21 protein-coding genes and 1 tRNA gene are annotated in these 25337 nt (G+C 70.8%); 15 read left to right on the top strand and 7 right to left on the bottom strand.

From position 1 onward, the window contains the following. The first annotated feature begins 52 nt into the window (after positions 1 to 52). From BJ998_RS17550 to BJ998_RS17530, 5 genes are all read left to right on the top strand, one after another. Positions 53 to 817: a type II secretion system F family protein gene (locus BJ998_RS17550; protein WP_312890171.1), complete on the top strand. Its 765-nt coding sequence runs from the start codon at positions 53 to 55 to the stop codon at positions 815 to 817. A 19-nt stretch (positions 818 to 836) separates the two neighbouring features. Beyond that, positions 837 to 1025, top strand: a complete 189-nt coding sequence (locus BJ998_RS17545) for a DUF4244 domain-containing protein (protein ID WP_312890170.1) — start codon at positions 837 to 839, stop codon at positions 1023 to 1025. Next, a complete protein-coding gene (locus BJ998_RS17540; RefSeq protein ID WP_312890169.1) occupies positions 1003 to 1353 on the top strand; it encodes a TadE family type IV pilus minor pilin in 351 nt (116 codons plus the stop codon). The genes BJ998_RS17545 and BJ998_RS17540 overlap by 23 nt, the downstream gene beginning before the upstream one ends. 252 nt (positions 1354 to 1605) lie before the next feature. Continuing rightward, entirely contained in the window at positions 1606 to 1965 is a 360-nt protein-coding gene (locus BJ998_RS17535; RefSeq protein WP_246488614.1) for an Rv3654c family TadE-like protein, read from the top strand. 260 nt (positions 1966 to 2225) lie between these two features. Continuing rightward, positions 2226 to 2864, top strand: a complete 639-nt coding sequence (locus BJ998_RS17530; RefSeq protein ID WP_184863009.1) for a bifunctional DNA primase/polymerase — start codon at positions 2226 to 2228, stop codon at positions 2862 to 2864. A 443-nt stretch (positions 2865 to 3307) separates the two neighbouring features. Here the strand turns inward: BJ998_RS17530 and BJ998_RS17525 are convergent, their stop codons facing one another. Next, on the bottom strand, positions 3308 to 5620 hold the full coding sequence (locus BJ998_RS17525; RefSeq protein WP_312890168.1) for a DNA 3'-5' helicase SftH: 2313 nt from the start codon (positions 5618 to 5620) through the stop codon (positions 3308 to 3310). A gap of 302 nt (positions 5621 to 5922) precedes the next feature. Here BJ998_RS17525 and BJ998_RS17520 point away from each other — a divergent pair, with 302 nt between their 5' ends. The 5 genes from BJ998_RS17520 to BJ998_RS17500 all read left to right on the top strand — a co-directional run bounded on the left by BJ998_RS17520 (position 5923) and on the right by BJ998_RS17500 (position 14112). Beyond that, positions 5923 to 8202: a sodium-translocating pyrophosphatase gene (locus BJ998_RS17520; RefSeq protein ID WP_184863005.1), complete on the top strand. Its 2280-nt coding sequence runs from the start codon at positions 5923 to 5925 to the stop codon at positions 8200 to 8202. Between the two features lie 212 nt (positions 8203 to 8414). After that, positions 8415 to 11219, top strand: a complete 2805-nt coding sequence (topA, locus tag BJ998_RS17515) for a type I DNA topoisomerase (RefSeq protein WP_184863002.1) — start codon at positions 8415 to 8417, stop codon at positions 11217 to 11219. Between the two features lie 27 nt (positions 11220 to 11246). Beyond that, complete coding sequence (locus BJ998_RS17510) at positions 11247 to 11708, top strand: hypothetical protein (protein WP_184863000.1); 462 nt, start codon at positions 11247 to 11249, stop codon at positions 11706 to 11708. Continuing rightward, positions 11705 to 12919, top strand: a complete 1215-nt coding sequence (locus tag BJ998_RS17505) for an MFS transporter (protein ID WP_184862998.1) — start codon at positions 11705 to 11707, stop codon at positions 12917 to 12919. Before BJ998_RS17510 ends, BJ998_RS17505 begins: the two co-directional genes overlap by 4 nt. Then, positions 12916 to 14112 (top strand): DNA polymerase III subunit delta', encoded by a 1197-nt coding sequence (locus tag BJ998_RS17500; RefSeq protein ID WP_184862996.1) that lies wholly within the window; start codon positions 12916 to 12918, stop codon positions 14110 to 14112. Before BJ998_RS17505 ends, BJ998_RS17500 begins: the two co-directional genes overlap by 4 nt. On the opposite strand, the gene BJ998_RS17495 is transcribed toward BJ998_RS17500, so the two are convergent. Further along, the gene (locus tag BJ998_RS17495) at positions 14090 to 14875 is read right to left on the bottom strand and encodes an SAM-dependent methyltransferase (RefSeq protein WP_184862994.1); all 786 of its coding nucleotides are present in this window, start codon (positions 14873 to 14875) and stop codon (positions 14090 to 14092) included. The genes BJ998_RS17500 and BJ998_RS17495 overlap by 23 nt on opposite strands. A 54-nt stretch (positions 14876 to 14929) precedes the next feature. Here BJ998_RS17495 and BJ998_RS17490 point away from each other — a divergent pair, with 54 nt between their 5' ends. Next, complete coding sequence (locus BJ998_RS17490) at positions 14930 to 15337, top strand: MarR family winged helix-turn-helix transcriptional regulator (protein ID WP_184862992.1); 408 nt, start codon at positions 14930 to 14932, stop codon at positions 15335 to 15337. On the opposite strand, the gene BJ998_RS17485 is transcribed toward BJ998_RS17490, so the two are convergent. The 4 genes from BJ998_RS17485 to kduI are packed head-to-tail and all read right to left on the bottom strand — an operon-like array spanning position 15320 to position 18722. After that, positions 15320 to 16420: a DNA glycosylase AlkZ-like family protein gene (locus tag BJ998_RS17485; RefSeq protein WP_184862989.1), complete on the bottom strand. Its 1101-nt coding sequence runs from the start codon at positions 16418 to 16420 to the stop codon at positions 15320 to 15322. The two genes, BJ998_RS17490 and BJ998_RS17485, sit on opposite strands and share 18 nt — an antisense overlap. Positions 16421 to 16429: 9 nt before the next feature. Beyond that, positions 16430 to 17152, bottom strand: coding sequence for an IclR family transcriptional regulator (locus tag BJ998_RS17480; RefSeq protein WP_184862986.1), 723 nt, complete (start codon positions 17150 to 17152; stop codon positions 16430 to 16432). After that, positions 17149 to 17895, bottom strand: a complete 747-nt coding sequence (kduD, locus tag BJ998_RS17475) for a 2-dehydro-3-deoxy-D-gluconate 5-dehydrogenase KduD (RefSeq protein ID WP_184862984.1) — start codon at positions 17893 to 17895, stop codon at positions 17149 to 17151. Before kduD ends, BJ998_RS17480 begins: the two co-directional genes overlap by 4 nt. After that, positions 17895 to 18722, bottom strand: coding sequence for a 5-dehydro-4-deoxy-D-glucuronate isomerase (gene kduI / locus BJ998_RS17470; RefSeq protein WP_184862982.1), 828 nt, complete (start codon positions 18720 to 18722; stop codon positions 17895 to 17897). The genes kduD and kduI overlap by 1 nt, the downstream gene beginning before the upstream one ends. Before the next feature lie 190 nt (positions 18723 to 18912). Between kduI and BJ998_RS17465 the strand changes: the two genes are divergently transcribed. Then, the gene (locus BJ998_RS17465; protein ID WP_184862980.1) at positions 18913 to 20544 is read left to right on the top strand and encodes an L-lactate permease; all 1632 of its coding nucleotides are present in this window, start codon (positions 18913 to 18915) and stop codon (positions 20542 to 20544) included. Further along, positions 20544 to 21755 carry a glycoside hydrolase family 88 protein gene (locus BJ998_RS17460; RefSeq protein ID WP_184862978.1) on the top strand — a complete coding sequence of 404 codons (1212 nt, stop codon included), beginning with the start codon at positions 20544 to 20546 and terminating at the stop codon, positions 21753 to 21755. The genes BJ998_RS17465 and BJ998_RS17460 overlap by 1 nt, the downstream gene beginning before the upstream one ends. 6 nt (positions 21756 to 21761) lie before the next feature. Here the strand turns inward: BJ998_RS17460 and BJ998_RS17455 are convergent, their stop codons facing one another. Then, positions 21762 to 23357: a hypothetical protein gene (locus BJ998_RS17455; RefSeq protein WP_246488613.1), complete on the bottom strand. Its 1596-nt coding sequence runs from the start codon at positions 23355 to 23357 to the stop codon at positions 21762 to 21764. A gap of 195 nt (positions 23358 to 23552) precedes the next feature. Between BJ998_RS17455 and BJ998_RS17450 the strand changes: the two genes are divergently transcribed. Together BJ998_RS17450 and BJ998_RS17445 are read left to right on the top strand one after the other, a co-directional pair. Further along, a tRNA-Thr gene (locus tag BJ998_RS17450) sits at positions 23553 to 23629 on the top strand. Positions 23630 to 24141: 512 nt separating this feature from the next. After that, positions 24142 to 25335 (top strand): OmpA family protein, encoded by a 1194-nt coding sequence (locus BJ998_RS17445; RefSeq protein WP_184862976.1) that lies wholly within the window; start codon positions 24142 to 24144, stop codon positions 25333 to 25335. The last annotated feature ends 2 nt before the right edge of the window (positions 25336 to 25337 follow it).

Here is a 25337-nt window from a genome sequence, read left to right as displayed (position 1 = left end):
CCGTGTATGCCGTGATGCTGGATTCCGTATGCACCACACTTGCGCTTGCCGTGTGGAGACAGCGGTCAGCGGCGGGTCCGGAATCGGCGGGCCGCCGATGATCGGGTACGCCGCGTCCGCCTTCCTTCTTTCTCTTGCACTGTTGGTGCTGCCCGGGCCGATCACCGCTCGCGTTCGGCTGGCGCTCGTCTTCGGGCCGTCGGAGGCCGCCGCGCGGCACGGCCCGCGGTTGCCGGCCGAGTGGCTGCCGGCGCTGGTCGGAATCTCCGCCGGGGTGCCGGCGGGAATGCTGTTCGGCTGGGTTCCTGCGCTGGTGGTGTCGGTGGTGGCATTCCTGTGGTGCCGTCGGACGACCCGGCGAGGACCACCGCCGCCGGACCCGTTGACGCTGGCGGCAACGTGGGATCTGCTCGCCGCCAGCCTGCGGGCCGGGCTGCCGGTGCCGACGGCGATCAGAGCCGTGGCCTCGGTCGCGCCGCCGGGCTGTGCGGACGTGTTGCGACGCACGGCGGAACTGCTTGCACTGGGGTCGGACCCGGTGCAGGCGTGGGCCCCGGCGCTGGCGGACCCGGCGACGGAGCCGTTGGCGAGGGGTGCTCGCCGCAGCGCCCGATCCGGCACGGCGCTGGCCGAGGTCGCCGACGGGCTGGCGCAACGGATCAGGGCGACGGCCGCCGACACGGCCGAGGTCCGGGCGCAGCGCGCGGCGGTGTTGATCACCGGCCCGCTCGGACTGTGTTTCCTGCCGGCCTTCCTCTGCCTGGGTGTGGTGCCCGTGGTGGTCGGACTGGCCGGTCGACTGCTCATCAGCTGGTGACAACGGACAAGGAGGAATGATGCGGCCCCTGATGCGCCGGATCCGTGCACTGCTCGCTTCCGACGACGGCTCGGCCACTGCGGAGTACGCCCTCGTCACGGTGGCCGCCGCCGTGTTCGCGATCGCGCTCTATTCGATCGTGAGCGGACAATCGATCGCCTCGGCCCTCGAGGGCCTGATCGACCGTGCGCTCTCGCTTCGGCCCTGACCGGGGCGCGGTCACCGTCGAGGCCGCGATCGCCATCTGTGGCGTGATCGCCATGCTCGCGCTCGGCTTTTCGGCGATCGGAGCGGTGGTCGCCGGCATGCGATCCATCGACGCCGCCGCCGAGGTCGCCCGCCTGGTCGCCCGGGGTGATCGCGGCCGCGGCGAGGAAGCCGCCAAGCAACTCGGCCCCGACGGTGCCGATGTGTCGATCAAGGTCGACGGCGACGAGGTCAGCGTGACGGTCACCGCGAAGCCGGTGCCGCTGCTGCTCGGGCTGCGCCCGTCGGGCACGGCTTATGCGGTGCTTGAACCGGGGGCGAGTGGCTGACGGAGGACCAGGGAGGCGGCGTGCTCGAAGCGAGTGGCGTGGCTGCGGCGCTACCGGCACCGCCGTTGTGCGACGGCCGGCAGGTGTGCGGGCCCGACAGTGAGGAGGTCGTAGTGATTGGACCGGGGCGAGTCGATGACGGATGACCGGCAGCGCGGTCTGGCTGGCCGGGGACGCGGTCTGGGTGGTCGGCAGCGCGGTCGCGGTGCTTCCGGTGAGAGCAGGCGTGGCGCGGGAACCTGGGGCGAGCGGTTGCGGGACGACCGAGGCGTGGCCACGGTGCTCGGCGCCGGGGTGATCGCGGCGCTGATGCTGCTCGTGGTGCTCGGGATCCAGGTCGGCGGGGCAGTGCTGACCCGGCATCGGGTCGCGGCGGCGGCGGACCTGGCGGCGCTTGCGGCGGCCGGTCAACTGGCCGCCGGGACCGACGGGGCCTGCGAGCGGGCCCGCTGGGTCGCCGAGCGGATGTCGGCCACGACGACCGCTTGTCGCGTCGCCGGGTGGGAGGCGTACGTCGAGGTGTCGGCCCGCCCGCCGGGATGGGCGGTGCTGTCCGGCACGGCCAACGCCCATGCCCGCGCAGGTCCGGCTGAAGTGCCCGGCGGCCGTTGACCGGCGATGACACGACGAGCGGTCGTTCAGCAGCGGTGAGTGGTGTCACACCCGGTTGGCCGCGTGTCGTCACTCTTCGGCGCTGCCCCGTCGGCGCGGGATGGGCTGCCGTCCACCGTTCAGCCCATCGCTGTTCGACACATCACTCGCCGTCCGTCAGCTACCAGTGGTCGACGCGGGGTTACGGACCCGGTACCGGATGCCGTTGAGTGTGTTGTGGGCGCCGACACGGCGCCTGACAGTCAAGGAGGCGACAGAAGATGGATTGGTCGGATAGCTGGCGCGGCGCGTTCCGCATCGAGCTGCGTGCTGAGGCGATGGGCCTCGCGTGGCGCGGATGGCCGGTGCTGCCGGGCACCTATCCGACGGGCTCGCAGTGGGCGGGCAGGGACGGCGTCGAGCAGACCGGCCCGGTGCCGGTGCACCGTGACTGGGTCGACCGGGTCGGCACCAAGCCCGAGCAGGTCGCCGCCTGGTGGACCGGGCGTCGGTACAGCCTGCTGGTCGCCACCGGTTACGTGGTGGACGCCATCGAGGTGGACGCCGAGCTGGGCCGTCGCGTGGCGAGCGTGCTCCGCACGACCGGCGTGCCGGTGCCGATCGCCGCCACCCCTGCCGGCAAGTGGATGTTCCTGGTCAACTCGGGCCAGGAGCTGTCGGCCGAACTCGCCGGACGCGGCGATGTCGTGTTGCACGGCCTGAACAGCTGGATCCCGTTGCCGCCCACGCCCTTCCAGCACGGTGTCGTGCACTGGCGGGTGAAGCCCGAGGTCTGCGGTTGGTCGCTGCCGGATTCCCAGGTCGTGCAGGAGGCCCTCGTCGAGGCCACCCGACCGGATCACGTCGGCGAGATGCTGGGTACCTCCGCCCAGCGTCTCGTGGCGGCCGACTCCTTCTGATCGCCCTGCCGGCTGCGCCGGGCCCCGTGACGTCCTCCCGCGACTACCCCGAGCGCGGGACCCGACGCAGCCACCGCACCAACCCTGCCCGACCGTCCGCCCGCCGTTCCCGCTCGTGGGCGACGCGGACGCGGGACAGGTGCACAGCCGAACACCAGCACCGAAAGATCGCCTCCCGGTAGCGACCGGGACGGGACCATACCCGCCGGTCCCCGAGGGCGACCGCCGCGCCGGACACCACCGCCTCCCTGGTGTCCGCGAGCGCACCGCGGTCGGCACACCACCCTCGACGGTCGCTCACACAACGCGGTCGCAGGCGATGGCCGAGTGTTCGGCGGTATGGAGTGCACCGGGGTGCGCGCCGAAAGGCGCCCCCCGGTGCCCCATGACGTTACGGACAGCCGAAAAGCGCAATCGCCGGCCCGACTATCTCCCCGGCCCGACTACTTCGGCGTGATCACATCCAGGACAGCGGTCAGGACCGCTACGGCCCCTTCCTTGTCCAGGGGCTCGTTTCCGTTGCCGCACTTGGGGGACTGGACGCAGGAGGGGCAGCCCATCAGGCACTCGCAGGAGGCGATGGCCTCGCGGGTGGCGGTGAGCCAGGGAACCAGCGCGGCGTGGCCGCGGTCGGCGAAGCCGGCGCCGCCGGGGTGGCCGTCGTGGACGAACACGGTGGCAGCGCCGGTGTCGGGGTGCATGGCGGTGGAAACGCCGCCGATGTCCCAGCGGTCGCAGGTGGCGAACAAGGGCAGAAGGCCGATGGCGGCGTGTTCGGCGGCGTGCAGGGCGCCGGGCACACGCGGCGGATCGATGCCGGCAGCGGCGAGCAGGTCCTCGCTGACGGTGTACCAGACGCTCCGGGTGCGCAGGGTCTGCGACGGTAGGTCGAGCGGCACCTGGTCGATGACCCGGCCGGACGGGAGCTTGCGCAGGTAACCGACGACCTGTGAGGTGACGTCGACCTCGCCGAGGCAGACGGTGACGCCGTCGGGGAAGCGCTCCTGCTGGGCGGTGTGGACGACGGAGATGTCCACGACGTTGCGGGGCTGGGTGGTCCACTCGGGGTCCTCGGCGTGCACCAACGCCAACCCGTCCTCCAGGTCGAGCACGTCGACGACGTAAGAGGTGCCCTGGTGCAGGTACAGCGCGCCGGGATGGACCTGCCAGGTGGCGGAGCCGGGGTCGACGGTGCCGAGCATGCGCCCGGAATCGCCCTCGACGACGGCGATCTGCTCGCCGCCGGAGCCGCGGATGTCGACACCGGCGTGAGGACGCTCCCGAGAGGTCCAGTACCAGCCGGTGGGGCGTTTCCGGAGCAGGCCGTCGCGAACCAGGTCGTCGACGATCTCCCGGGAGGCACCGCCGAAGGTGGCGAGGCAGTCCGGGGTGAGCGGCAGCTCGGAGGCGGCGCAGGCGAGCTGTGGGGCCAGCACGTACGGGTTGACGGGGTCGAGCACGGTGGCCTCGACGGGCTTGTCCAGCACGGCGGCGGGATGGTGCACGAGGTACGTGTCGAGCGGATCGTCCCTGGCCACGAACACGACCAGCGAACCGTCGCCGGTACGGCCGGCGCGACCGGCCTGCTGCCAGAACGACGCGAGGGTGCCGGGATAGCCGGCGACGACGACGGCGTCCAACCCCGCGATGTCGACGCCGAGTTCCAGGGCGTTGGTGGTGGCGACGCCGAGAAGTTGGCCCTCGGCGAGTGAACGCTCCAGCGCTCGGCGCTCCTCGGGCAGGAAACCGGCGCGGTAGGCGGCGACGCGGCCGACGAGATCGTCATCCACCTCGGCCAGGATGCGACGGGCGGCCAGCGCGGTCAGCTCGGCGCCGCGACGGGAGCGCACGAACGCCAGGGTGCGGGCCTTCTCGATGACGAGGTCGGCGAGGATGCGGGCGGCCTCGGTGCCGGCGGCCCGACGGATGGGGGCGCCGTTCTCGCCGGCGAGTTCCTCCAGCAGCGGCGGCTCCCACAGTGCGACGGTCCGCTCACCCCGAGGCGAGGCGTCCTCGTCGATGGCCTCGAACGAGAGGCCGCAGAGCCGCTCGGCGGAGCCGGCCGGGTCGGCGACGGTGGCCGAAGCCAGCACGAAGACGGGTGAGGCCCCGTACTTGGCGGCGACCCGACGAAGGCGGCGCAGCAGCAGCGCCACGTGCGAGCCGAAGACGCCGCGGTAGGAGTGGCACTCGTCGACGACCACGTAGGTCAGCCGGCGGAAGAACGTCGCCCAACGGGCGTGGTTGGGCAACACGCCCCGGTGCAGCATGTCGGGGTTGGTGAACACCCAGCGGGAGTGCGCCCGCACCCAGTCCCGCTCGACCATCGGGGTGTCGCCGTCGAACGACGCGGCGCGCACTCCCTCGATGTCGAACGCCCGCACGGACCGGAGCTGGTCGGCGCCGAGCGCCTTGGTCGGGGCCAGGTACAACGCGGTCGCCCGCGGGTCTTCAGCCAGACGGCTCAACACCGGCAGCTGGTACCCGAGCGACTTCCCGGACGCCGTCCCTGTGGCGAGGACCACATGTTTTCCCGACCAGGCGAGCTCGGCGGCCCGCGCCTGGTGCGTCCACGGCCGCTCGACGCCGCCCTCGCGCAGCGCGCTGACCAGCCCATGATCGGCCCACGCCGGCCAGTCGGCGTGCCGGCCGCGCCGCTCGGGCTGGTCGGTGACGTGCGTCAGCGGCGACTCGCCCGCCGGGACCCCGGCCAGGACGCGCCGCAGCAGTTCGCGACCACGCTCGGTTCCGCCCACAGCCCCGAGCTTCGCACACAGGTGCGACACCACTCGACCGGCCGAGTGGGCATTCACGGAAGGTGGTCACGGCCACATCGCGCCAGGCGGCGCAGATGTGTCCTGTATCGATTCACAGAGCCCGAAGTAGATAACGGACTGTGAACGGATCGGGACTGATCGTCTGGCCGCCTTGACGTACCAATAGACTCCGCCGGCATCGCACCCTTGTGTGAGGGTGCACACGCTGCGTCGGAGCCGACGCACGACACCGGCTCCTGGCGCTGACGGCTGTAACACGCATGACGTCACCAGGAGGACGGATGTCCCGGCTTCAACTCGCGGACAGCGGTCTAACGCTGTCCGGGGGTGACTACACCATCGTCGGTGTGGTCGCCGTGGTCGCCATCATCGCCCTGGCCATCGCGTTCGTGCTGCGCAAGGAGGTGCTGGCCGCCGGCCAGGGCACCCCGAAGATGCAGGACATCGCGAAGGCCGTTCAAGAGGGCGCCGCGGCCTATCTCAACCGGCAGTTCCGCACGCTGGCCATCTTTGTGGTCATCGTCTTCGTGCTGCTGTTCTTCCTTCCCGCGGACAGTATCGGCGAACGCATCGGCCGCTCTGTCTTCTTCATCATCGGCGCCGTGTTCTCCGCGGCCATCGGTTACCTCGGCATGTGGCTGTCGACCCGCGCGAACCTGCGCGTGGCCGCCGCCGCCAACGAGTCCGAGGGCGGTCGCGAGAAGGCGATGCGCGTAGCTTTCCGCACCGGCGGTGTGGTCGGCATGAGCACGGTCGGCCTCGGCCTGCTCGGCGCCTCCCTCGTCGTGCTGTCCTTCGCCGGCCAGGCCCCCAAGGTGCTGGAGGGCTTCGGCTTCGGTGCCGCCCTGCTCGCCATGTTCATGCGTGTCGGCGGCGGCATCTTCACCAAGGCCGCGGACGTGGGCGCCGACCTGGTCGGCAAGGTCGAGCAGAACATCCCCGAGGACGACCCGCGCAACGCCGCGACCATCGCCGACAACGTCGGCGACAACGTGGGTGACTGCGCCGGCATGGCGGCCGACCTGTTCGAGTCGTACTCGGTGACGCTGGTCGCCGCGCTCATCCTCGGCTCGGTCGCCTTCGGCTCGCAGGGCCTGCTGTTCCCGCTGATCGTGCCGGCCATCGGCGTGCTGACCGCGGTCATCGGCGTCTACATCACCAAGGCCCGGCCGGGCGAGAACGGCCTGTCGGCGATCAACCGCTCGTTCTACATCTCCGCGGTGATCTCCGCGGTGCTGTGCACCATCGCGGCCTTCGCCTACCTGCCGAGCACCTTCGCCAAGCTCAACCACGGAATCTCCGACGGCGGCAACCCGGCGCTGATCGCGGCGGTCGCGGTGATCATCGGCATCGTGCTTGCGGCGATCATCCTGTGGCTGACCGGCTACTTCACCGGCACCGAGCACAAGCCGGTCAAGACCGTCGGCGAGACCTCGCTGACCGGTGCGGCCACGGTGATCCTGTCCGGCATCTCGGTCGGCTTCGAGTCCGCCGTCTACACCGCGATCGTCATCGGCGCCGCCGTGTACGGCGCGTTCCTGCTCTCCGGCAGCGTCGCGGTGGCGCTGTTCGCGGTGGCGCTGGCCGGCACCGGCCTGCTCACCACGGTCGGCGTCATCGTCGCGATGGACACCTTCGGCCCGGTCTCCGACAACGCGCAGGGCATCGCCGAGATGTCCGGCGAGGTCAGCGAGGACGGCGCGAAGATCCTGACCGAGCTGGACGCGGTGGGCAACACCACCAAGGCGATCACCAAGGGCATCGCGATCGCGACCGCCGTGCTCGCGGCGACCGCCCTGTTCGGCTCGTACGTCAACGGCGCCGGACTGGACGTGGTGGCCTCGAACGTGAACGCGGCGTTCGCGGTGTTCACGCCGAGCACCCTGGTCGGCCTGATCATCGGCGCGGCCGTGGTGTTCATGTTCTCCGGCCTGGCGATCAACGCCGTGACCAGGGCCGCCGGCGCGATCGTGTTCGAGGTGCGCCGCCAGTTCAGGGACAACCCCGGCATCATGGACGGCACCGTCCGCCCGGAGTACGGCAAGGTCGTGGACATCTGCACCCGCGACTCGCTGCGTGAGCTGGCCACCCCGGGCCTGCTGGCAATCCTGGCGCCGATCGCGGTCGGCTTCGGGCTCGGCGTCGGCCCGCTGGCCGGCTACCTGGCCGGCGCCATCGCCACCGGCACGCTGATGGCGGTGTTCCTGGCCAACTCCGGTGGCGCCTGGGACAACGCCAAGAAGCTGGTCGAGGACGGCAACCACGGCGGCAAGGGCTCCGACGCGCACGCCGCGACGGTCATCGGCGACACCGTCGGCGACCCGTTCAAGGACACCGCGGGCCCGGCCATCAACCCGCTGATGAAGGTCATGAACCTGGTCTCGGTGCTGATCGCGCCGGCGATCGTGGCGCTGGCCGCCCCGGACGCCCCGCAGGCGATCCGGATCGTCATCTCGATCGCGGCGGTCGTGGTCATCATCGCCGCGGTGGTGGTGTCCAAGCGCCGCAGCACGTCGATCGCGGACTCCCCGGCGGAGACCGTGGCCAACGGCGTGGGCTGATTTACGAAACCGGTACGGCCCGTTTCGGAGGGTATCCTCCGGAACGGGCCGTTTCGGCAGGGTTTGTCCTCCAACAAGGTGTCGGGGACTACTCCTGATGGGTGCCGGCGCTGTGTTATGTCACTCTGTCCGTCACGGTGTTGCGTGGCACCGGCGTGCGACGGTGCATAGTGGCGGGCTGGGGACACAGGTAGAAAAGAGAGCGGGACGGCGTGGCTGGATCGACAAAGGCGAACAAGAGCGGTGCCGGGGCGAACGGGTCCGGCCACCGCCGGTTGGTGATCGTCGAGTCGCCTGCCAAGGCCCGTAAAATCGCCTCCTACCTGGGCCGCAACTTCGTCGTGGAGTCCTCGAAGGGGCACATCCGGGACCTGCCGCGCAAGGCGGCGGAGATCCCGGCCAAGTACAAGGGCGAGCCCTGGGCCAACCTCGCCGTGGACATCGAGCACGGCTTCGAGCCGGTCTACATCGTCACGCCGGACAAGAAGTCGACGGTCACCGAGCTGAAGGAGAAGCTCAAGGACGTCGACGAGCTCTACCTGGCGACAGACGGCGACCGCGAGGGCGAGGCCATCGCGTGGCACCTGCTGGAGACGCTCAAGCCCAAGGTGCCGGTCCGGCGGATGGTCTTCCACGAGATCACCGAGCCGGCCATCCTCGCCGCCGCGGCCAACCCCCGTGACCTGGACACCGACCTGGTCGAGGCCTACGAGACCCGGCGCATCCTGGACCGCCTCTACGGCTACGAGGTCTCACCCGTGCTGTGGAAGAAGGTCATGCCGAAGCTCTCGGCGGGCCGGGTGCAGTCGGTGGCGACCCGCATCGTGGTGCAGCGGGAGCGCGAGCGGATGCGCTTCGTCACGGCCTCGTACTGGGACATCGGCGCGCAGCTGGATGCCGGCGCGGACGCCGACCCCCGCCAGTTCGCGGCCCGGATGGTGCAGGTGGACGGCGTGCGGCTGGCCACCGGCCGCGACTTCGGCCCGGACGGCAAGCTGAAGAGCTCCGGCGACGTGCGCGTGCTGACCGAGGCGGAGGCCCGGCGGCTGGCCGACGGGCTGGCCAACGCCACCCTCAAGGTCACCTCGGTCGAGGAGAAGCCGTACACCCGGCGACCCTATGCGCCGTTCATGACGTCCACGTTGCAGCAGGAGGCCAGCCGCAAGCTGCGCTTCTCCGCGGACCGCACGATGAGCACCGCGCAGCGGCTGTACGAGAACGGCTACATCACCTACATGCGTACCGACTCGACCACGCTGTCGGAGTCGGCGATCGCGGCCGCGCGGGCCCAGGCCACGCAGCTCTACGGCGCGCAGTACGTCTCCGACAAGCCGCGCCAGTACGCCCGCAAGGTCAAGAACGCGCAGGAGGCGCACGAGGCGATCCGCCCCGCCGGCGAGGTGTTCCGCACCCCCGGCGAGGTCGCGAACGAGCTGGCCGCCGACGAGTTCCGGCTGTACGAGCTGATCTGGCAGCGGACCATCGCGTCGCAGATGAACGACGCCCGCGGCACCACGATGAGCGTGCGCATCGCCGGCACCTCCGGCACCGGCGAGGAGTGCACGTTCGCCGCCTCCGGCCGCACGATCACCTTCGCCGGCTTCCTCAAGGCCTACGTCGAGTCGATCGACTCCGAGGCCGGCGGCGAGGCCGACGACGCCGAGCGGCGGCTGCCGCAGCTGGTCAAGGACCAGGCGGTGACCGCGGTGGAGCTGTCCCCGGACGGCCACACCACCAGCCCGCCGCCGCGCTACACCGACGCCAGCCTGATCAAGACGATGGAAGAGCTGGGCATCGGCCGGCCGTCCACGTACGCGACGATCATCAAGACCATCCAGGACCGCGGCTACGTGTGGAAGCGCGGCTCGGCGCTGATCCCGTCCTGGGTGGCCTTCGCCGTGGTCGGCCTGCTGGAGCAGCACTTCGAGCGGCTGGTGGACTACGACTTCACCGCCGCCATGGAGGACGAGCTGGAGCGGATCGCCGCCGGCGACCAACACCGCACCAGCTGGCTGACCGGCTTCTACTTCGGCGGCGACATCGGCCCGGACGGCTCCGTCGGCCGCGGCGGCGGCCTGAAGAAGCTGATCGACGCCAGCGTCGAGGGCATCGACCCGCGCCAGGTCAACTCCATCCCGATGTTCACCGACGAGAACGGCCACACCGTGGTCGTGCGGGTGGGCCGCTTCGGGCCGTATCTGGAGCGCGAGGTCGACGGCGAGTCGCAGCGGGCCAACCTGCCCGAGGGCATGCCGCCGGACGAGCTGACCCAGGAGGTGGCGGAGAAGCTGTTCGCCACCCCGATGGAGGGCCGCTCGCTGGGCAACGACCCGGTGACCGGGCACGAGATCGTGGCCAAGGACGGCCGCTTCGGCCCGTACGTCACCGAGGTGCTGCCGGAGCCGCCGGAGGGGTCGAACGGCAAGAAGGCGGCCAAGCCGCGGACCGGCTCGCTGTTCAAGGACATGTCGCTGGACACGGTGACCCTGGACGAGGCGCTCAAGCTGCTGTCGCTGCCGCGCGTGGTGGGCACCGACCCGGAGTCGGGGGCGGAGATCACCGCGCAGAACGGCCGCTACGGCCCGTACCTGAAGAAGGGCACGGACTCGCGGTCGCTGGCCAACGAGGACCAGATCTTCACCGTCACGCTGGACGAGGCGCTGAAGATCTACGCGGAGCCGAAGAAGCGGGGCCGCCAGTCGGCCGCGTCCGCGCCGCCGCTGAAGGAGCTGGGCAACGACCCGGTGTCCGGCAAGCCGATGGTGGTCAAGGACGGCCGGTTCGGCCCGTACGTCACCGACGGCGAGTACAACGCGTCGCTGCGCAAGAGCGACAGCGTCGAGGAGCTGACCGACGAGCGTGCGGCCGAGCTGCTGGCGGAGAAGCGGGCGAAGGGCCCGGCCCCGAAGCGGACGACCACGCGCAAGGCGGCGGAGAAGAAGCCGACGGCCGAGAAGAAGACCGCGGCGGCCAAGAAGCCCGCCGCGAAGAAGGCCCCGGCCAAGGCGAAGGGATAGCGGGCGCAGGCGGTTTACGCTTGGGGCATGGCAGGCGAGTTCGGGCCGGACGGCACCCAGGCGTTGCCGCCGCTGCCGGTGTATCCGGACGCGTTGGGCGGGCTCGCTCCGGCGGCGATGACCGATCCCCTGGGCTCGTCTTCGCAGTCCTATGAGGACGTGCCGGACACGGTGGTGCCGCCGCCCGTGCCGCCGGTGACGGTCGACATCGAGCAGGTGCGCGCCGCCGCCCGCCGTGAACTGGCCCGGGATCGGGCCCGCCGGGCCGCGCCGCCGGTCCAACCGGCGCCGCTGCCGCCGGCGCCCGGCCTCCAACGCACTCGGACGGCCCCGGCCATCGGGCTCCAGGCGGCGGGTGGCCTGCCGCCCGCGCCGGCCGCCATCCAGGCGCAGCGCCGCAACTCCGCGGCCGGCTGCGTCGGCTGCGCGGTGGTGCTGCTCTTCATCGCGCTGATGGCGGTCGTCGTGGTCGTGGGTATGCAGCGATGAGGCGTACCGCCGAGGTGTTGGGCATCCCGGCGTTCCGCCGGCTCTGGACGTCCGCGTACCTGTGCTGCGTCGGGGACTGGCTGTCGCTGCTGGGCCTGTCCTCGCTGCTGGTGACGCTCACCGGATCGAGTGAATTCGCGCTGAGCGGTGTCGTCGCCACCCAGCTGCTGCCGGGCCTGCTGCTGGCCCCGCTGGCCGGCCACCTGGCCGACCGCTTCGACCGCCGCAAGGTCATGATCGCCACCGACCTGGTCCGCTGCGCCCTGTTCCTGTCCATCGCCGTCGTGGGGACGACATGGTGGCTGCTGGCGGCGAACTTCATGGTCGGCTGCTGCTCGATGCTGTGGATCCCGGCCAAGGACTCGGCGCTGCCGACCCTGCTGCACCGCCCGGACCAGGTGCAGACGGCCAGCCAGCTGACCCTCGTCACCACCTACGGGCTGGCCCTGCTGACCGGCGCCGGGCTGTACTCGGTGATCACGGCGATCGCCCCGCACTCGGACGTGCACGTCATCGTGGTGATCAACGGCCTGCTCTACCTGAGCTCGGCGCTGGTGATCGCGACCCGGCTGCCGGAGGCGTCCGGTCGCTGGGAGGCGCCGCCGACCGGCGAGCCGGGCATGGCCCGCGACGGCCTGCGTTACGTGCGCGGCAGCCGGCTGGTGCGCGGACTGGTGATCGGCATCGTCGGGGCGCTGACCGCGGGCGGCACTGTGATCGCCATTGCCCGCCCGTACGCCAACGAGCTGCGCGGCGGCGAGGCCGCGTTCGGCACTCTGGTGATCGCGATGTTCATCGGCCTGGTGATCGGCGTGGTCGGCACGCCCCGGCTGCGGCTGCCGTTCGGCGTGGCGATCGTCGCCGCCGGCGCGCTGCTGCTCGCCGTCGCGGCGGCCCCGCACCTGTGGTTCGCGCTGGCCGCCGTCGGCGCGGTTGGCGCGTGCGCGGGCGTGGCCTTCGTGACGGGGCTGACGCTGATCGGCGCGCAGGTGCCGGACGAGGTCCGCGGCCGGGTCAACGCCTTCGTGCAGGCGCTGGTGAAGGTGGTGCTGTTCGCCGCCACGACGATGGCGCCGGTGCTGGTGGAGCTGGTCGGCGTGCGGCCGGCGCTGGTGGTGGCGGCCGTGGTCGCCGCGTTGGCCGGGGTCTTCGCGCACCGGCAGCTGGCCGCGCGGCATCATGACAGGGTGACCGAGAAGGTGCAGGCATGACGGTGTGGGCCGACGTCGTCGGCCAGCCCCACGCGGTCGAGGTGCTCAGTGCCGCCGCCGAGGCCGCGGCCGACCTGGTCGCCGGCCGGCCGACCACGCCGGGCGCGATGACGCACGCGTGGCTGTTCACCGGTCCGCCCGGCTCCGGCCGGTCCACCGCTGCCCGCGCCTTCGCCGCCGCCCTGCAGTGCGAGGCCCCGGCCGGCCCGCGCGGCTGCGGCCAGTGCCAGGCCTGCCGCACGACCATGCACGGCACGCACGCCGACGTGCGGCTCGTCGTGCCGGAGGGGTTGTCCATCTCGGTGGCCGAGATGCGGGCGCTGGTGCAGGTCTCGGCCAAGCGGCCAACCACCGGGCGCTGGCAGGTCGTGATCATCGAGGACGCCGACCGGTTGACCGAGGGAGCGGCCAACGCGCTGCTCAAGGCGGTCGAGGAGCCGCCGGACCGGACCGTGTTCCTGCTCTGCGCCCCGTCCGACCACCCCGACGACATCTCGGTGACCATTCGGTCCCGCTGTCGCGCCATCGGCCTGCGCACGCCGTCGACGGCGGCCATCGCCGAGGTGCTGGAACACCGTGACGGCATCGAGCCGGCGACCGCGCAGTGGGCGGCGTCGGTCTGCGGCGGCCACATCGGCCGGGCCCGCCGGCTGGCGACGGATCCGGAGGCGCGGCAGCGGCGCGAGTCGGTGCTGGCGATTCCGTTGGGGCTGCGGCGGTTCGGCGACATCTTCAGCAGCGCGGACGCCCTGGTGAAGGCCGCGGAGGCCGACGCGGTCGCCGCGAACGAGGAGCGCAACGTCGCCGAGACCGAGGCGTTGAAGACCGCGATGGGCGCCGGCGGCACCGGCAAGGGCACCGCCGCCGCCACCCGAGGCGCCGCGGGCGCCTTGAAGGAACTGGAAAAACGGCAGAAGTCGCGGGCCACCCGGACCCAGCGCGACTCGTTGGACCTGGCGCTGGTCGACCTGATGGGCTTCTACCGGGACGTGCTGGTGACGAGGGCGCAGGCGGACGTGCCGCTGATGCATCCCGACCGTGCCAACGACATCTCCAACGCCGCGTCGATGTGGACGTCCGAGTCGACGCTGCGGCGGCTGGAGGCCGTGCTGGCGTGCCGGGATGCCTTGCAGCAGAACGTGAAGCCGCGCTTCGCCATCGAAGCGATGATCACGTCGATGCACCGCGGATAGCGGTCACGAATCCGCTGGCGGTCTCCTTGCGGATCGGCCGCCCGTAGGACTCGGCGATCGGACCCAGGGCGTGTTCCGTCGGCTGCCAACCATGTTCGGTCAGCCACTCCCGCGCCGGCCGGTCGAGACCGCCCTTCCAGAGCGCCGAATACCGTTGCATGGACGGAGAATTCAGCGCCTGGTCCTGGTAGGACCGGTCGCCGCGTTCGAACGCGATCCGACTGCCTTCGGCCGACAACGCCGTGACGGTCGACAACAGCCGGTCGGCGTCTTCCGGCGTGAGGTAGATCAGCAGCCCCTCGGCCAGCCAGGCGGTCGGTTCCTCCGGCCGGAAACCCCTGTCCTGTAGGGCCTCGGCCCAGTTCTCCCGGAGATCGGCCGGCACGACCGTCCGTCGGCAACGGGGTTCGGCGTCGGCGAGCACGGTTTCCTTGAACGCCAACACCCTCGGCAGGTCCAACTCGTACAGGCTGGTGCCGGCCGGCCAGTCCAGTCGGAACGCGCGGCTGTCCAGGCCGGCGGCGAGCAGCACCACCTGCCGGCAACCGGATGCGAGCAGGTAGTCGTCGTAGAACCGGGTGCGGATGATCGCGTGGAACGCGAACGCCAGCGACAGCGGCGTCCGCTCGCCGGCCGGGACCTGATCCGGCCGCGCGGCACAGAACTTCGCCGCCCACGGATCGTCGAACAGCCGGTCCGGCCGCTCGCTCTCGACCGCCCGCACGCGGGCCACACCCAGCGCCGTCTTGCTCACCTCGTCCATGCCGGCAGATTACATCGCTACCGATGAATCGCCAACGATGTAATCTGTCGGACCATGGACGGCGTGCGGCTGCACCGGTTGGGCAAGCGGCTCATCGACCTGGCCCGCCAGGTCACCACCGACGCCGGCGACACGGCGCTGACGCCCGGCGAGGTCGCCGTGCTGGAGGACGTGCTCAAGCACCCCGGCAGCGTGGTCACCGAGATCCAGGCCCGCACCGGCTTCGCCCAGAGCCACGTGTCGGCGTCGGTGTCCCGGCTGCGGGAGCAGGGCCTGATCGTCGCCGCGCCGGACCCCGAGGACCGCCGCCGTACCCGGCTGACACTGGCCGACATCGCCCACCGGGCGATCATGCGGCGGGCCGGCAGGCCGGCCGACGACACCATCGCCGAGGTGGTGGGAACGGAGAAGGCGGAGCGGGTGCTGCGGTTGCTGGAGGAGCTGTCAGTCCTTCTCGACTAGGTCCATCTCCAGCCACCTGGCCAGATCCCTGATCTCCCGCCGCACGGCCGCCGTCATCGCCTTGGTGAACGGCTCGTCCTCGTGGACGGCGTTGAGCCGCAGCACGCCCGCCTTGCGGTCGGCGATGGCGTCGACCTTGCCGACCAACTCGTCGCCGTACAGGATCGGCAGCGCGTAGTAGCCCCACCGGCGCTTGGCCGCCGGCTTGTACATCTCCACCTGGTACTCGAACTGGAAGATCTCGGTCATTCGCTTGCGGTCGTGGATCAGCCGGTCCAGCGGCGGCAGCAGCGCGGTCCGGCCGGCGAACGGCTGCCCGAGCTGGGCCGGATCGACCCGCCACTGACCGCGAACGCCCTCGATGACGGCCGGTTCGCCGGCCTCGCCCACGTCGACCGGCTCCACCGGGCACTCCGGGCCCTTCGCGCGGGCGATGCCGAGCGCGCGCAGCCGCTTCTCGTTGCGTAGCCGCAGGGCCTCGGCCAGCGGCACGGCCGGCTGGTCGGGGTAGATGCGCTCGGCCAGATCCCACACCCGGCCGCCGTTCTCGTAGCCGGACACGGCGACCTCGCCGGCGAGGACCATGAACTCCAGCATCTGCGTGACGTTGCGGTTGTTCGTCCAGCCGCTCGACTTCCACGGCTCCACGCACGTGTCCTCGAACGCGCGGGCCGGCAGCGGCCCCTCGGCGTCCAGCCGGTTGAGGATGTTCTGCCGGCAGATCTCGTTGGCACGCAACCACTTGTGCTGGTACTTGCGCCAGTCGGAGGCGTTTTCGCCGGGCCACACCGCCATCTCGGCGCGGTAGAGGGCGATGTCCTCGGCCGGCCGGATCATCTGCCGCAGGTCCACGAGGGACCGCTTGGCCAACGCGTCGGCCAGCTCCGACGGCGAGTACGCGGAGCCGAGCCGGCTCCACACCACCAGATCCGCGCTGGGCGCGACCGCGGCGGTCGCATCGACCTGCAGCAACGTCAGCCCGCGCACGACGTCGTGCAGATCGGCCGGCCGGGATTTGCCCAGCAGCTGTGCGCGCACGGCGATGCGCCGCGCGTCGGTCCGGGACAGCTCGTGGACTGCCATCCGTCGAGGCTAATGCGTGTACCCCAGCGCGCGGGAGACGTCACGGGCGGCGGCCACCACCCGAGGCCCCAGCGCGATCAGCTCCGGCAGCGTGTGTTCCAGCGCCAGCGTCGACACGCTGAGCCCACCGACCACGGTCCCGTTGTGATTGCGCACGGCGGCGCCGACGCAGCGCACCCCGGGCTCGTTCTCCTGCTCGTCCAAGGCAAACCCGCAGCTGCGGACCCGGTCCAGCTGCGCCCGCAACCGCTGCGGATCGGTGATCGTGCCGGGCGTGCGGGCCACCAGCTCCAGGCCGCCCATGTCCCTTGTGGACAGCACGGCCTTGCCGATCGCCGTGCAGTGCAACAGCAATCGACCGCCGATGCGGGACGCCATCCGATACGGCTTGCCGCCCTCCACCTTGTCCACGTAGACGAGCTCGTCGCCGAGCAGCATCGCGAAGTGCACGGCGCACCCGGTGCTGGCCTGCAACCGCTCCAGCACCGGGCGCGCCCGCTCGACGGAGTCCACCGGCTGCAGCACGTTCCCGGCCAGCACCAACACCTTCGGGCCGATGCGGTAGTCACCGTCCGCGGTGGCCACCGCGAAGCCGGTGTCCACCAGCGTGCGCAGCAGCCGGTGCACGGTCGACTTCGGGAAGCCGGTCACCCGGGTCAGCTCGCTGATCCGGGAGTGCTGCGCGAGAGCCGCCAGCACGACGAGAGCCTTCTCGACCGCGCCCTCGGTCAACGCGACATCCACCCGCCGTCGACGACCAGCACGTGACCGTTGACGTAGTCCGACGCGGGCGACGCGAGGAACACCGCCGCGCCGACCAGGTCCTCGGGCGTGCCCCAGCGGCCGGCCGGGATGCGGCCGCGGATCGCCGGCTCGCGGTCCGGGTCCGCCCGCAGCGCCTCGGTGTTGTTGGTCGCGATGTAACCAGGGGCGATGGCGTTGACCTGCACGCCGTGCGGCGCCCATTCGTTGGCCAGCGCCTTGGTCAGGCCGGCCACCGCGTGCTTGCTGGTGGTGTATCCGCTGACGTTGATGCCGCCCTGGAAGCTCAGCAGCGACGCGATCGTGATGATCTTGCCGGAGCCGCGGGCGGTCATCTGCCGGCCGACGGCCTGGCTGAGCGCGAACACCGAGTCCAGGTTCACCGCCTGCACCCGCCGCCAGTCGCCCAGCGAAACGTCCGTCGCCGGCTGCCGGTGGATGATGCCGGCGTTGTTGACCAGCACGTCCACCTCGCGCCGGGCCAGCAGCTCAGCCAGAGCGGGCTCGACCGCCGCCGGGTCCGCGAGGTCGACGATCATCGTCTCGACGGCCGCGCCCGCGGCCTCCGCCTCGGCCGTGACCTCGGCGAAGTCGGGGCTGTGCCCGAGCAGCACGAGATCGGCGCCGGCCTGCGCCAGGCCGACCGCGATCGCCTTGCCGATGCCGGTGCGGGCCCCGGTGACCAGGGCGGTCTTGCCCTTGAGCGAGAACATCAGCGCAGCTCCGTCACGGCGACCTGGTCCATGTCGGTGAACGCCTGGTTCTCGCCGGCCATCGCCCACACGAAGGCGTACGAGTGCGTGCCGGCGCCGCTGTGGATGGACCAGCTCGGCGACACCACGGCCTGCTCGTTGGCCACGATGATGTTGCGGGTCTCCTGCGGCTCGCCGCACAGGTGCACGATGCGGTCCTCGGCCGGCAGGTCGAAGTACAGGTAGCACTCGGTGCGGCGGTCGTGGGTGTGCGGCGGCATCGTGTTCCACACGCTGCCGTCGGCCAGCTTGGTCACGCCGACCACGATCTGGCTGGACTTGATGCCGTCCGCGTGGATGTACTTGCGCAGCTCCCGCACGTTGGCGCCTGCCTGCTCGCCGAGCTGGGCGAACTCGACCTCGTCGAAGCGGGCCACCGCGGTCGGGTAGCTGGCGTGCGAGGTCGCGGAGAACAGGTAGAAGTGCGTCTCCGTGTCGCCGGCGTGGAACTGCACGTCCACCGCGCCCCGGCCGATGTACAGGCAGTCGCGGTGGCCGAGCTCGTGCTTGTCGCCGTCGACCACGACGCTGCCGGCGCCGCTGACCACGACCACGGCCATCTCGCGGCGCTCCAGGAACGACGTCGAACGCAGCTGCTCCGGGTTGGGCAGCGCCAGCGGCTGACCGGGCACCGGCGCCGCGCCGCCGAGCACGACCCGGTCCGCGTGGGTGAGGACAGTGCGCACCTCACCGGTCCGGAACAGGTCCTCCACCAGGTAGTTCTCCCGCAGCTGGGCGGTGTCGAAGCCGCGCAGCTGGGCGGGGTTGGTGTGGTGCCTGACCTCCATGTGGTGCTCCTGCTGGGCTAGCGGGGGCAGCGGCGGTTGACCCCTGGCGATTGTCGGATGCAGATGACACGATGTCGCCACCTATGGAACTACGTTCCGTCCTACGGAACAAGTGCCCCCGTGGCCACCGCCGCCGGTTACGGGGTCCGGTCTCCATTCGGGCTGCAACCTGGGAAAAAGGCGGTGAGAAGTGTTCAGACAGACCCTCGACCCGGCAGGCTCGCTCACGCTGTCGGCGTTGCTGGCGCTGATACCCCTGATCGCGGTGCTCGTGCTGCTCGGCGGGCTGCGCTGGAAGGCGCACTGGGCCGGCATCGCGGCGCTGGTGATCTCCATCGTGATCGCCGTCGCCGGCTTCGGCATGCCGGTCGGCCAGACGCTGGACGCGGGCCTCTTCGGTATCGCGAACAGCGTGCTGCTGGTCCTGTGGATCACGTTCAACGCGATCTGGGTCTACAACCTGACCGTGCACAGCGGGCACTTCGAGGTGCTGCGCAGGGCGTTCAGCTCGGTCAGCGACGATCCGCGCGTGCAGGCCATCGTGATCGCCTTCTCCTTCGGCGCGCTGCTCGAGGCGCTCGCCGGCGGCGGCAGCCCGGTGGCCATCTGCTCGGTGATGCTGATCGCGCTCGGCGTCAATCCGCTCAAGGCGGCCGCGCTGACGCTGGTCGCCGACACCGCGCCCGTCGCGTTCGGCGGCCTCGGCAACCCCATCACCGCGCTCGGGCCGATCAGCGGCCTGCCGGTCGACCAGTTCGGCGCGATGGCCGGGCGGCAGGTGTGCTTCCTGGCCGCGATCGTGCCGTTCGTGCTGCTGTACATCTGCGACGGGCGCAAGGGCGTCAAGGAAGCATGGCCGGCCGCGCTCGTCGCGGGCGTGAGCTTCGGCCTCACCCAGTTCCTGGTGTCCAGCTACCTCTCGTACCAGCTGTGCGACATCCTGGCCGCGATCGTCTCGGCCGGCGCCGTGCTGCTGCTGGTCCGGGTCTGGCAGCCGGCGACCGCGACCGTGACCACCGGCCGGGGTGGCGGCGGTGGCGGCGGTGGCGTCGCGACGGTGACCGGCGGTGAGGAGGTCCGGGACAGCCGGGCGGACGTGATCAAGGCCTTCACCCCGTACGCGATCATCGTGGTGGTCTTCTCGCTGGCCCAGATCGCGCCGATCAAGAAGGCGCTCAACGCGATCGTGTGGAAGTTCGCCTGGCCGGGCCTGAGCGTCCAGAACGCCGCCGGCAAGAAGGTGGACACCAGCTACACGCTCAACTTCTTCGGCGCCACCGGCACCCTGCTGCTCGTCTCCGGCCTGCTGTCGCTGATCGTGCTGAAGATCGGCATCGGCACCGCGGTGAAGATCTACGGGCGGACCGTGCGGCAGTTCGGCTGGGCGATCATCGCCATCCTCGCCGTGTTCGCGCTGTCGTACGTGATGAACCTGTCCGGGCAGATCACCACGCTCGGCTCGTGGCTGGCCGGCACCGGCGCGTTCTTCGCGTTCCTCTCGCCCGTCGTCGGCTGGTTCGGCGTCACCATCACCGGCACCGACGTCGGCTCCAACACCCTGCTCGGCGGCTCCCAGTTCGCCGCCGCGCACCAGCTGGGCGCGTCGCCGATCCTGTTCGGCGCCGCCAACAGTTCCGGCGGCGTCATGGCCAAGATGATCTCGCCGCAGAACCTCGCCATCGGGACCGCCGCGGTCGGCCTGGTGGGCAAGGAGGGCGAACTGTTCCGCCGCGTCTTCGGCTGGAGCATCGGCCTGCTGCTGGTCCTGTGCGTGCTCGTCTACCTGCAGTCCACCCCCGTGCTCGGATGGATGGTGCCCTGATGACCCTGTCACGTCGGACCCTGATCGCCGGCGCCGCAGTCGCCGCTGGAGGAGCCTTGGTAGCCAACCCCGCCGCTTCCGCCGCCGACGCCTCGTCCAACGGGATCGGCAATCTGCGCAAGGCCATGGACTACGCCGTGGCCAAGCTGCGGGCGGTCGCGCCCACAGTGACGGCGTTCCCGACCGGGACCAAGTTCGAGAAGTACACCTACGCCGCGGACGGCGGCTGGGTCGGCGGCTTCTGGCCCGGTCAGCTGTGGATGGCCTACCTCTACACCAACGACGACTTCTTCCGGCAGCTGGCGGAGTCGTGGGCGTTGAAGCTGGCGCCCAGGGAAACCAAGAACACCGACCACGACCTGGGCTTCCTGTTCACGCCGTCGTGGGTCACCGCGTACCGGCTGACCGGCGACACGTCCTGGCGGGACGGCGCGCTGGTCGCGGCCGGCGAGCTGATCAAGCGCTTCAACGAGAAGGGCCAGTTCATCCGGGCCTGGGGCGCGCTGGGCACGCCCGACAACGCCGGCCGGATGATCATCGACACGATGATGAACCTGGACCTGCTGTGCTGGGCCACCAAGGTCACCGGCGACAGCAAGTACCAGGACATCGCCGTCGCGCACGCGACCACCGCGCAGAAGTACATGGTGCGGCCGGACAACACCACCTGCCACGTGTTCGACTTCAACCCCGACACCGGCGCGGCGATCGGGCAGAACACCGTGCAGGGCTACAGCGCCACGTCGTGCTGGTCACGCGGGCAGTCGTGGGCGGTGTACGGCTTCGCGCGGATGTACCTCCGCACCGGCAACCGGGCGTTCCTCGACACCTCACGTCGGTTGGCGGACTGGACCATCCAGCACATCACCGACGACTACATCCCGGTGTGGGACTACCGGTCGCCGCTGGCGCCGTACGACGTCAAGGACTCGTCCGCGGCGACGGTCAACGCCGCCGGCATGCTCGACCTGGCCAAGCTCACCGGCAACCCGCGCTACGAAGCCGCCGCGCTGCGGTTCCTCGACGCGCTCGGCCGGACGTGTCTCACCACCAAGTCCGCACGGGCGGACGCCATTCTGTCGCGCGGCACCCGGAACCGGCCCGCCGAGGACGGCGTCGAGATCGGCCTGCCGTACGCGGACTACTACATGATGGAGGCGATCCTGCGCGTGCTGCGGCCCGACCGGGCCAAGCTCGCGCTGGACATCTGAGGTAGGTCACCCGTTGTCGCGGCGCCGCCTGCGGTAAGGCAGCGCCGCGACAACGACCACCCCGGTCAGCAGCAACGCGGTGCCCGTCCAGAACAGCGGGATCGTCGCGTACGCGGCGGTCGTGTAGGCCAGCGGCGGCGCACCCTGCGGGGCCGGGTTCGTCGTCGGGGCGCCCGGCGTCGTCGAGCCGCACACCACGCCGCCCGTCGGCGCCACCGCCCGGGCCACCTGCTCGCCCAGCGTCACCTGCGCCAGCGCCGACGGCAGGTTCGGCAGGCCCAGCGCGTCCGTCGGCAACACCTGCAGGTCCAGCAGCCGGGCCGTCGCGCCCAGCTGGAAACCGTCGAACGGCTGGCCCTTGATCGCCTGCGTCTTCTGGTCCAGCTCGGCGATCTGCAGCCGCAGCACGCCGATGTCGATCTTCTTCAGGTCGGCGGGCAGCGCGCTGCCGTTGGGCAGCAGACCGCCGATGATCGGCAGCTTGCCCAGCTGGTCCGCGCCCGGCAGCGGGACGCCGATCGGCACGTCCAGCTTCGGGTTCGCGGCGTCCAGCGTGCCCAGCGTCTTGCCGCCCTGCACCACCTGCAGCACCGGAGCCGTGTAGTTCACCGACGACGTCTTCGGGTCACCGGTCGAGGTCACCTGCAGCGTGGGCTGGCTGACCACGTTCACGTCCAGCTCCATCGGCGTGCCCGCCAGGATCTTCAGGCCGGCCACCTGCATCGTGGACGTCGACTGCACCGCCTTGTTCGGCGAGCCCGGGATGTCCACCAGCTTCACCACGGACCGGGAGCTCAGCGTGTTCGGCAGGCTCACCAGCGAGCCCTTGCCGTCGGACGTCTGCTTGCCCGACAACAGGCCGCCCAGCTGGCTCAGCGGGGCCGTCATCGTCTTCAGCGAGTCCACCACCTGCGTCGCCGTGCCCGCGTCCAGCTTCGCGCTCGGGTTGATCAGGCCCGTGAGGTCCGTCACCTTCGGCAGGTTCGGAATCGCGTTCAGGACGGACAGATCCGCCAGCGACGTCTGCGCGTCCGCGATCGTGTCCACGCACGGGCCCGTCGTCTCACTCCAGCGCGCGTGCACGCTGCCGTTCAGCAGGCCCACCTTCACCAGCGAATCCAACGGCGTCGACGGCGGGTTCAGGCCACCCGTCGTCGCCTGCGGGTTGTCCGGCAGCGCCGTCTGCGACAGCGCCCCCGGCGTCTGCGGCGCGTTGCCCGCGATCGCGAACCCCAGCGGCGACGCCTGCGCGATCGCCCGCTCGTACGACAGGTACGCCTCCGAGTTCGCCTGGGCGCTCGACAGCCCGAACCCCGCCTCCGCCGCCGGCTGCTTCGGCAGCTCGTCCTGCAGGTTCGGCAGGATCGTCGACGTCGGCACCGAGTTCGGCAGGAGTCGCACCACCGCCAGCCCCCCGCCCGCGTCCCCCACCGCGTGCCCCAGCGGCTGCGGCCCGTTCGCCGCCGACGCCGGCGGCTGGTTCGGATCCGCCGGTCCCGGCACCGGCGTCGTCGTCGGCACCCCGAACGCCGGGCCCGTGCCCACCGCCAGCATGGCGATGGCGGCCGGCAGTGCCAGGGCGAGCGGCGGGCGACCACGCATCTGCTGCTTCCTCCTCAGTGACCGGCGCCTGAGACCGGCGTCACGTAGGGGCTAACGACATACGTAACCGCAGGTGACGCCCCCGTCGTTAGCGCGAACGAGCGAACCCACCCGGATGAGACCCCCGTCACCCCGCCCATCCCACAACCCCGGCGCGAGCCACGTCCCCCGCCCGCTATAGTGGTCACGCACCACGCCGCCTTAGCTCAGTCGGCCAGAGCAGCTCACTCGTAATGAGCAGGTCGTCGGTTCGATTCCGACAGGCGGCTCCAGACATGGAGGGCGAGTGCTCGCACAGAGCGCTCGCCTTTTGTCTTTCGCGGAGCTTGTGGGGCTCGCCCCACACCCCAAGGCAGGAGGGGCTTCGCCCCCTGCACCCCCTTCGGGCTCGGCTCCGCCATCGCCCCCGGGGTGGGCTCGCTGCGCGTCGCCCTTGGATCAGTGCTCGGTCGCGTCGCCGCCTGAGTCGGGCTCGGTGTGTGTCGCCCGCTGTTGGGTGTTGTCAGTGCGCTCGGTTGTCTGCTCGGGCTCGCTTTGCCCCTCGGCCAACTCGGGTCGCGTTGCTCGGATGGGGCTCGAGTCGGCCTGGCCTGCGCCTTCTCCACCTCGTTGCTCGCCTCGACCGCACCCTCGCCTGTTACAGGAAATGGAAGGATTCACTCGAAGGGAAGCGGAGGGGCAAGGGTGTGGTCCGAATGGGGGTTGATCCGGGTAACGAATAGTCGCGGGGTGGCGACCATTAGGGCGCGCTTGTGTGGCGAGTGAAAGCCCGGTGGAGATCCTTATGGCGGGGTACTACGAGCACATCGGTTTGGGTGAAGAACCCAGGCGGTGGTCGACCAATGCCAAGGTCTTTGCCGGTGCGATGGCGGGGCTGGGAATTGTTTTTGCGGTGCTGTTGCTTCTGGGGCCGGGGCGGGTGCCGAGTAGTACGAAGATGGTGTGGATCGCGGAGAAGACGACGAGGGTGTCGGCGGCGATGCCGGCGTCGGTTCGAGTACGGGCACAGGAAATCGGGGTCTCGGGCGGCGGGGAATTGGCCACCTGGGTCGTGGGTGAGCGGGCGCGTTTGGTGGACACCGAAGACCTGAAGCTTACGGTGGAAGGGGAGCAGGTCACCGACAAGGACAAGGTCGAAAAGGCGCTTAGACCACGGCTCGACAAAGCGGTGGCGAAAGTGGGCGAAACGGCGGTGGAAGAGCAGGGGTTCGCGCTGTTCGCGGCGCTGCAGGCGGCGGCGGACGAGGAACGAGCGGCCGGCGGACCGGTGGAGGTGTGGCTGTCCACGACGGTGTTCGCGGGATCGGTGGACCCGCTGACTATCAGCATGCTGACTGGGACAGATCCCAAACAGGCCGTGGACGAGCTGATGAAGGGCTCGCTGGGCCGCCTGGACCTGGATGGGGTGCGCCTGCACCCGGTGCTGATGACGCCGGTCGGCGACGGCCAGCGGGCGTTGAGCCCGGCTTCTGAGGCATGGCGCGCGGTCTTCATCACCGATTTGGCCGAACGCATGCACGCCACGGTGAGCGAACCGGTGCACGACAACACGATCAAGGCCGCCTGGCCGCACTCCGCGTCAGTCCCGGTAATCGAGGGAGTCAAGCCGCCGCCACCGCCGCCAACCGGGGACTTGCGCATCGACAACGCGGCGTTCAAGCCCAATATCGCGGAACTGGCCGACCCGCCAGCGGCCGAGCAGGTAGTGAACACGGTAGCGGCGGCATACCGGCAGAGCCTCGGCCGGTATCGGATCGAAGTCACGGGATATTGCGCACGCTTCGGTGATGCCGCCGGAGCGAACCAGACCTCGTCCGACCGTGCTAATGCTATTGCGGCGATGCTGCGGGACCGGGGCGTGCCTGACGCGGATATCAGTGCGCGGGGAGTTGGCTTTCAAGACCGCGCCGATCCCGAACAGGACCCGTACTCGGCGGCGCAGCGTGTGGTCGTGCTCCGGCTTGTCAAAAAACCCTGACG

The organism is Kutzneria kofuensis, from assembly GCF_014203355.1.
GTDB classification, from domain to species: Bacteria; Actinomycetota; Actinomycetes; order Mycobacteriales; family Pseudonocardiaceae; genus Kutzneria; species Kutzneria kofuensis.
The sequence above is the reverse complement of the archived record's forward strand: the minus strand, read 5'-3'. Positions and strand labels throughout refer to the sequence as shown.

Bases quoted from the DNA above. Each gene is read 5' to 3' on its own strand.
- BJ998_RS17545 (WP_312890170.1), top strand. From the start codon at position 837: ATGCGGCCCCTGATGCGCCGGATCCGTGCACTGCTCGCTTCCGACGAC.
- BJ998_RS17530 (WP_184863009.1), top strand. From the start codon at position 2,226: ATGGATTGGTCGGATAGCTGGCGCGGCGCGTTCCGCATCGAGCTGCGT.
- BJ998_RS17520 (WP_184863005.1), top strand. From the start codon at position 5,923: ATGTCCCGGCTTCAACTCGCGGACAGCGGTCTAACGCTGTCCGGGGGT.
- BJ998_RS17510 (WP_184863000.1), top strand. From the start codon at position 11,247: ATGGCAGGCGAGTTCGGGCCGGACGGCACCCAGGCGTTGCCGCCGCTG.
- BJ998_RS17505 (WP_184862998.1), top strand. From the start codon at position 11,705: ATGAGGCGTACCGCCGAGGTGTTGGGCATCCCGGCGTTCCGCCGGCTC.
- BJ998_RS17500 (WP_184862996.1), top strand. From the start codon at position 12,916: ATGACGGTGTGGGCCGACGTCGTCGGCCAGCCCCACGCGGTCGAGGTG.
- BJ998_RS17495 (WP_184862994.1), bottom strand. From the start codon at position 14,875: ATGGACGAGGTGAGCAAGACGGCGCTGGGTGTGGCCCGCGTGCGGGCG.
- BJ998_RS17490 (WP_184862992.1), top strand. From the start codon at position 14,930: ATGGACGGCGTGCGGCTGCACCGGTTGGGCAAGCGGCTCATCGACCTG.
- BJ998_RS17485 (WP_184862989.1), bottom strand. From the start codon at position 16,420: ATGGCAGTCCACGAGCTGTCCCGGACCGACGCGCGGCGCATCGCCGTG.
- kduD (WP_184862984.1), bottom strand. From the start codon at position 17,895: ATGTTCTCGCTCAAGGGCAAGACCGCCCTGGTCACCGGGGCCCGCACC.
- kduI (WP_184862982.1), bottom strand. From the start codon at position 18,722: ATGGAGGTCAGGCACCACACCAACCCCGCCCAGCTGCGCGGCTTCGAC.
- BJ998_RS17460 (WP_184862978.1), top strand. From the start codon at position 20,544: ATGACCCTGTCACGTCGGACCCTGATCGCCGGCGCCGCAGTCGCCGCT.
- BJ998_RS17455 (WP_246488613.1), bottom strand. From the start codon at position 23,357: ATGCGTGGTCGCCCGCCGCTCGCCCTGGCACTGCCGGCCGCCATCGCC.
- BJ998_RS17445 (WP_184862976.1), top strand. From the start codon at position 24,142: ATGGCGGGGTACTACGAGCACATCGGTTTGGGTGAAGAACCCAGGCGG.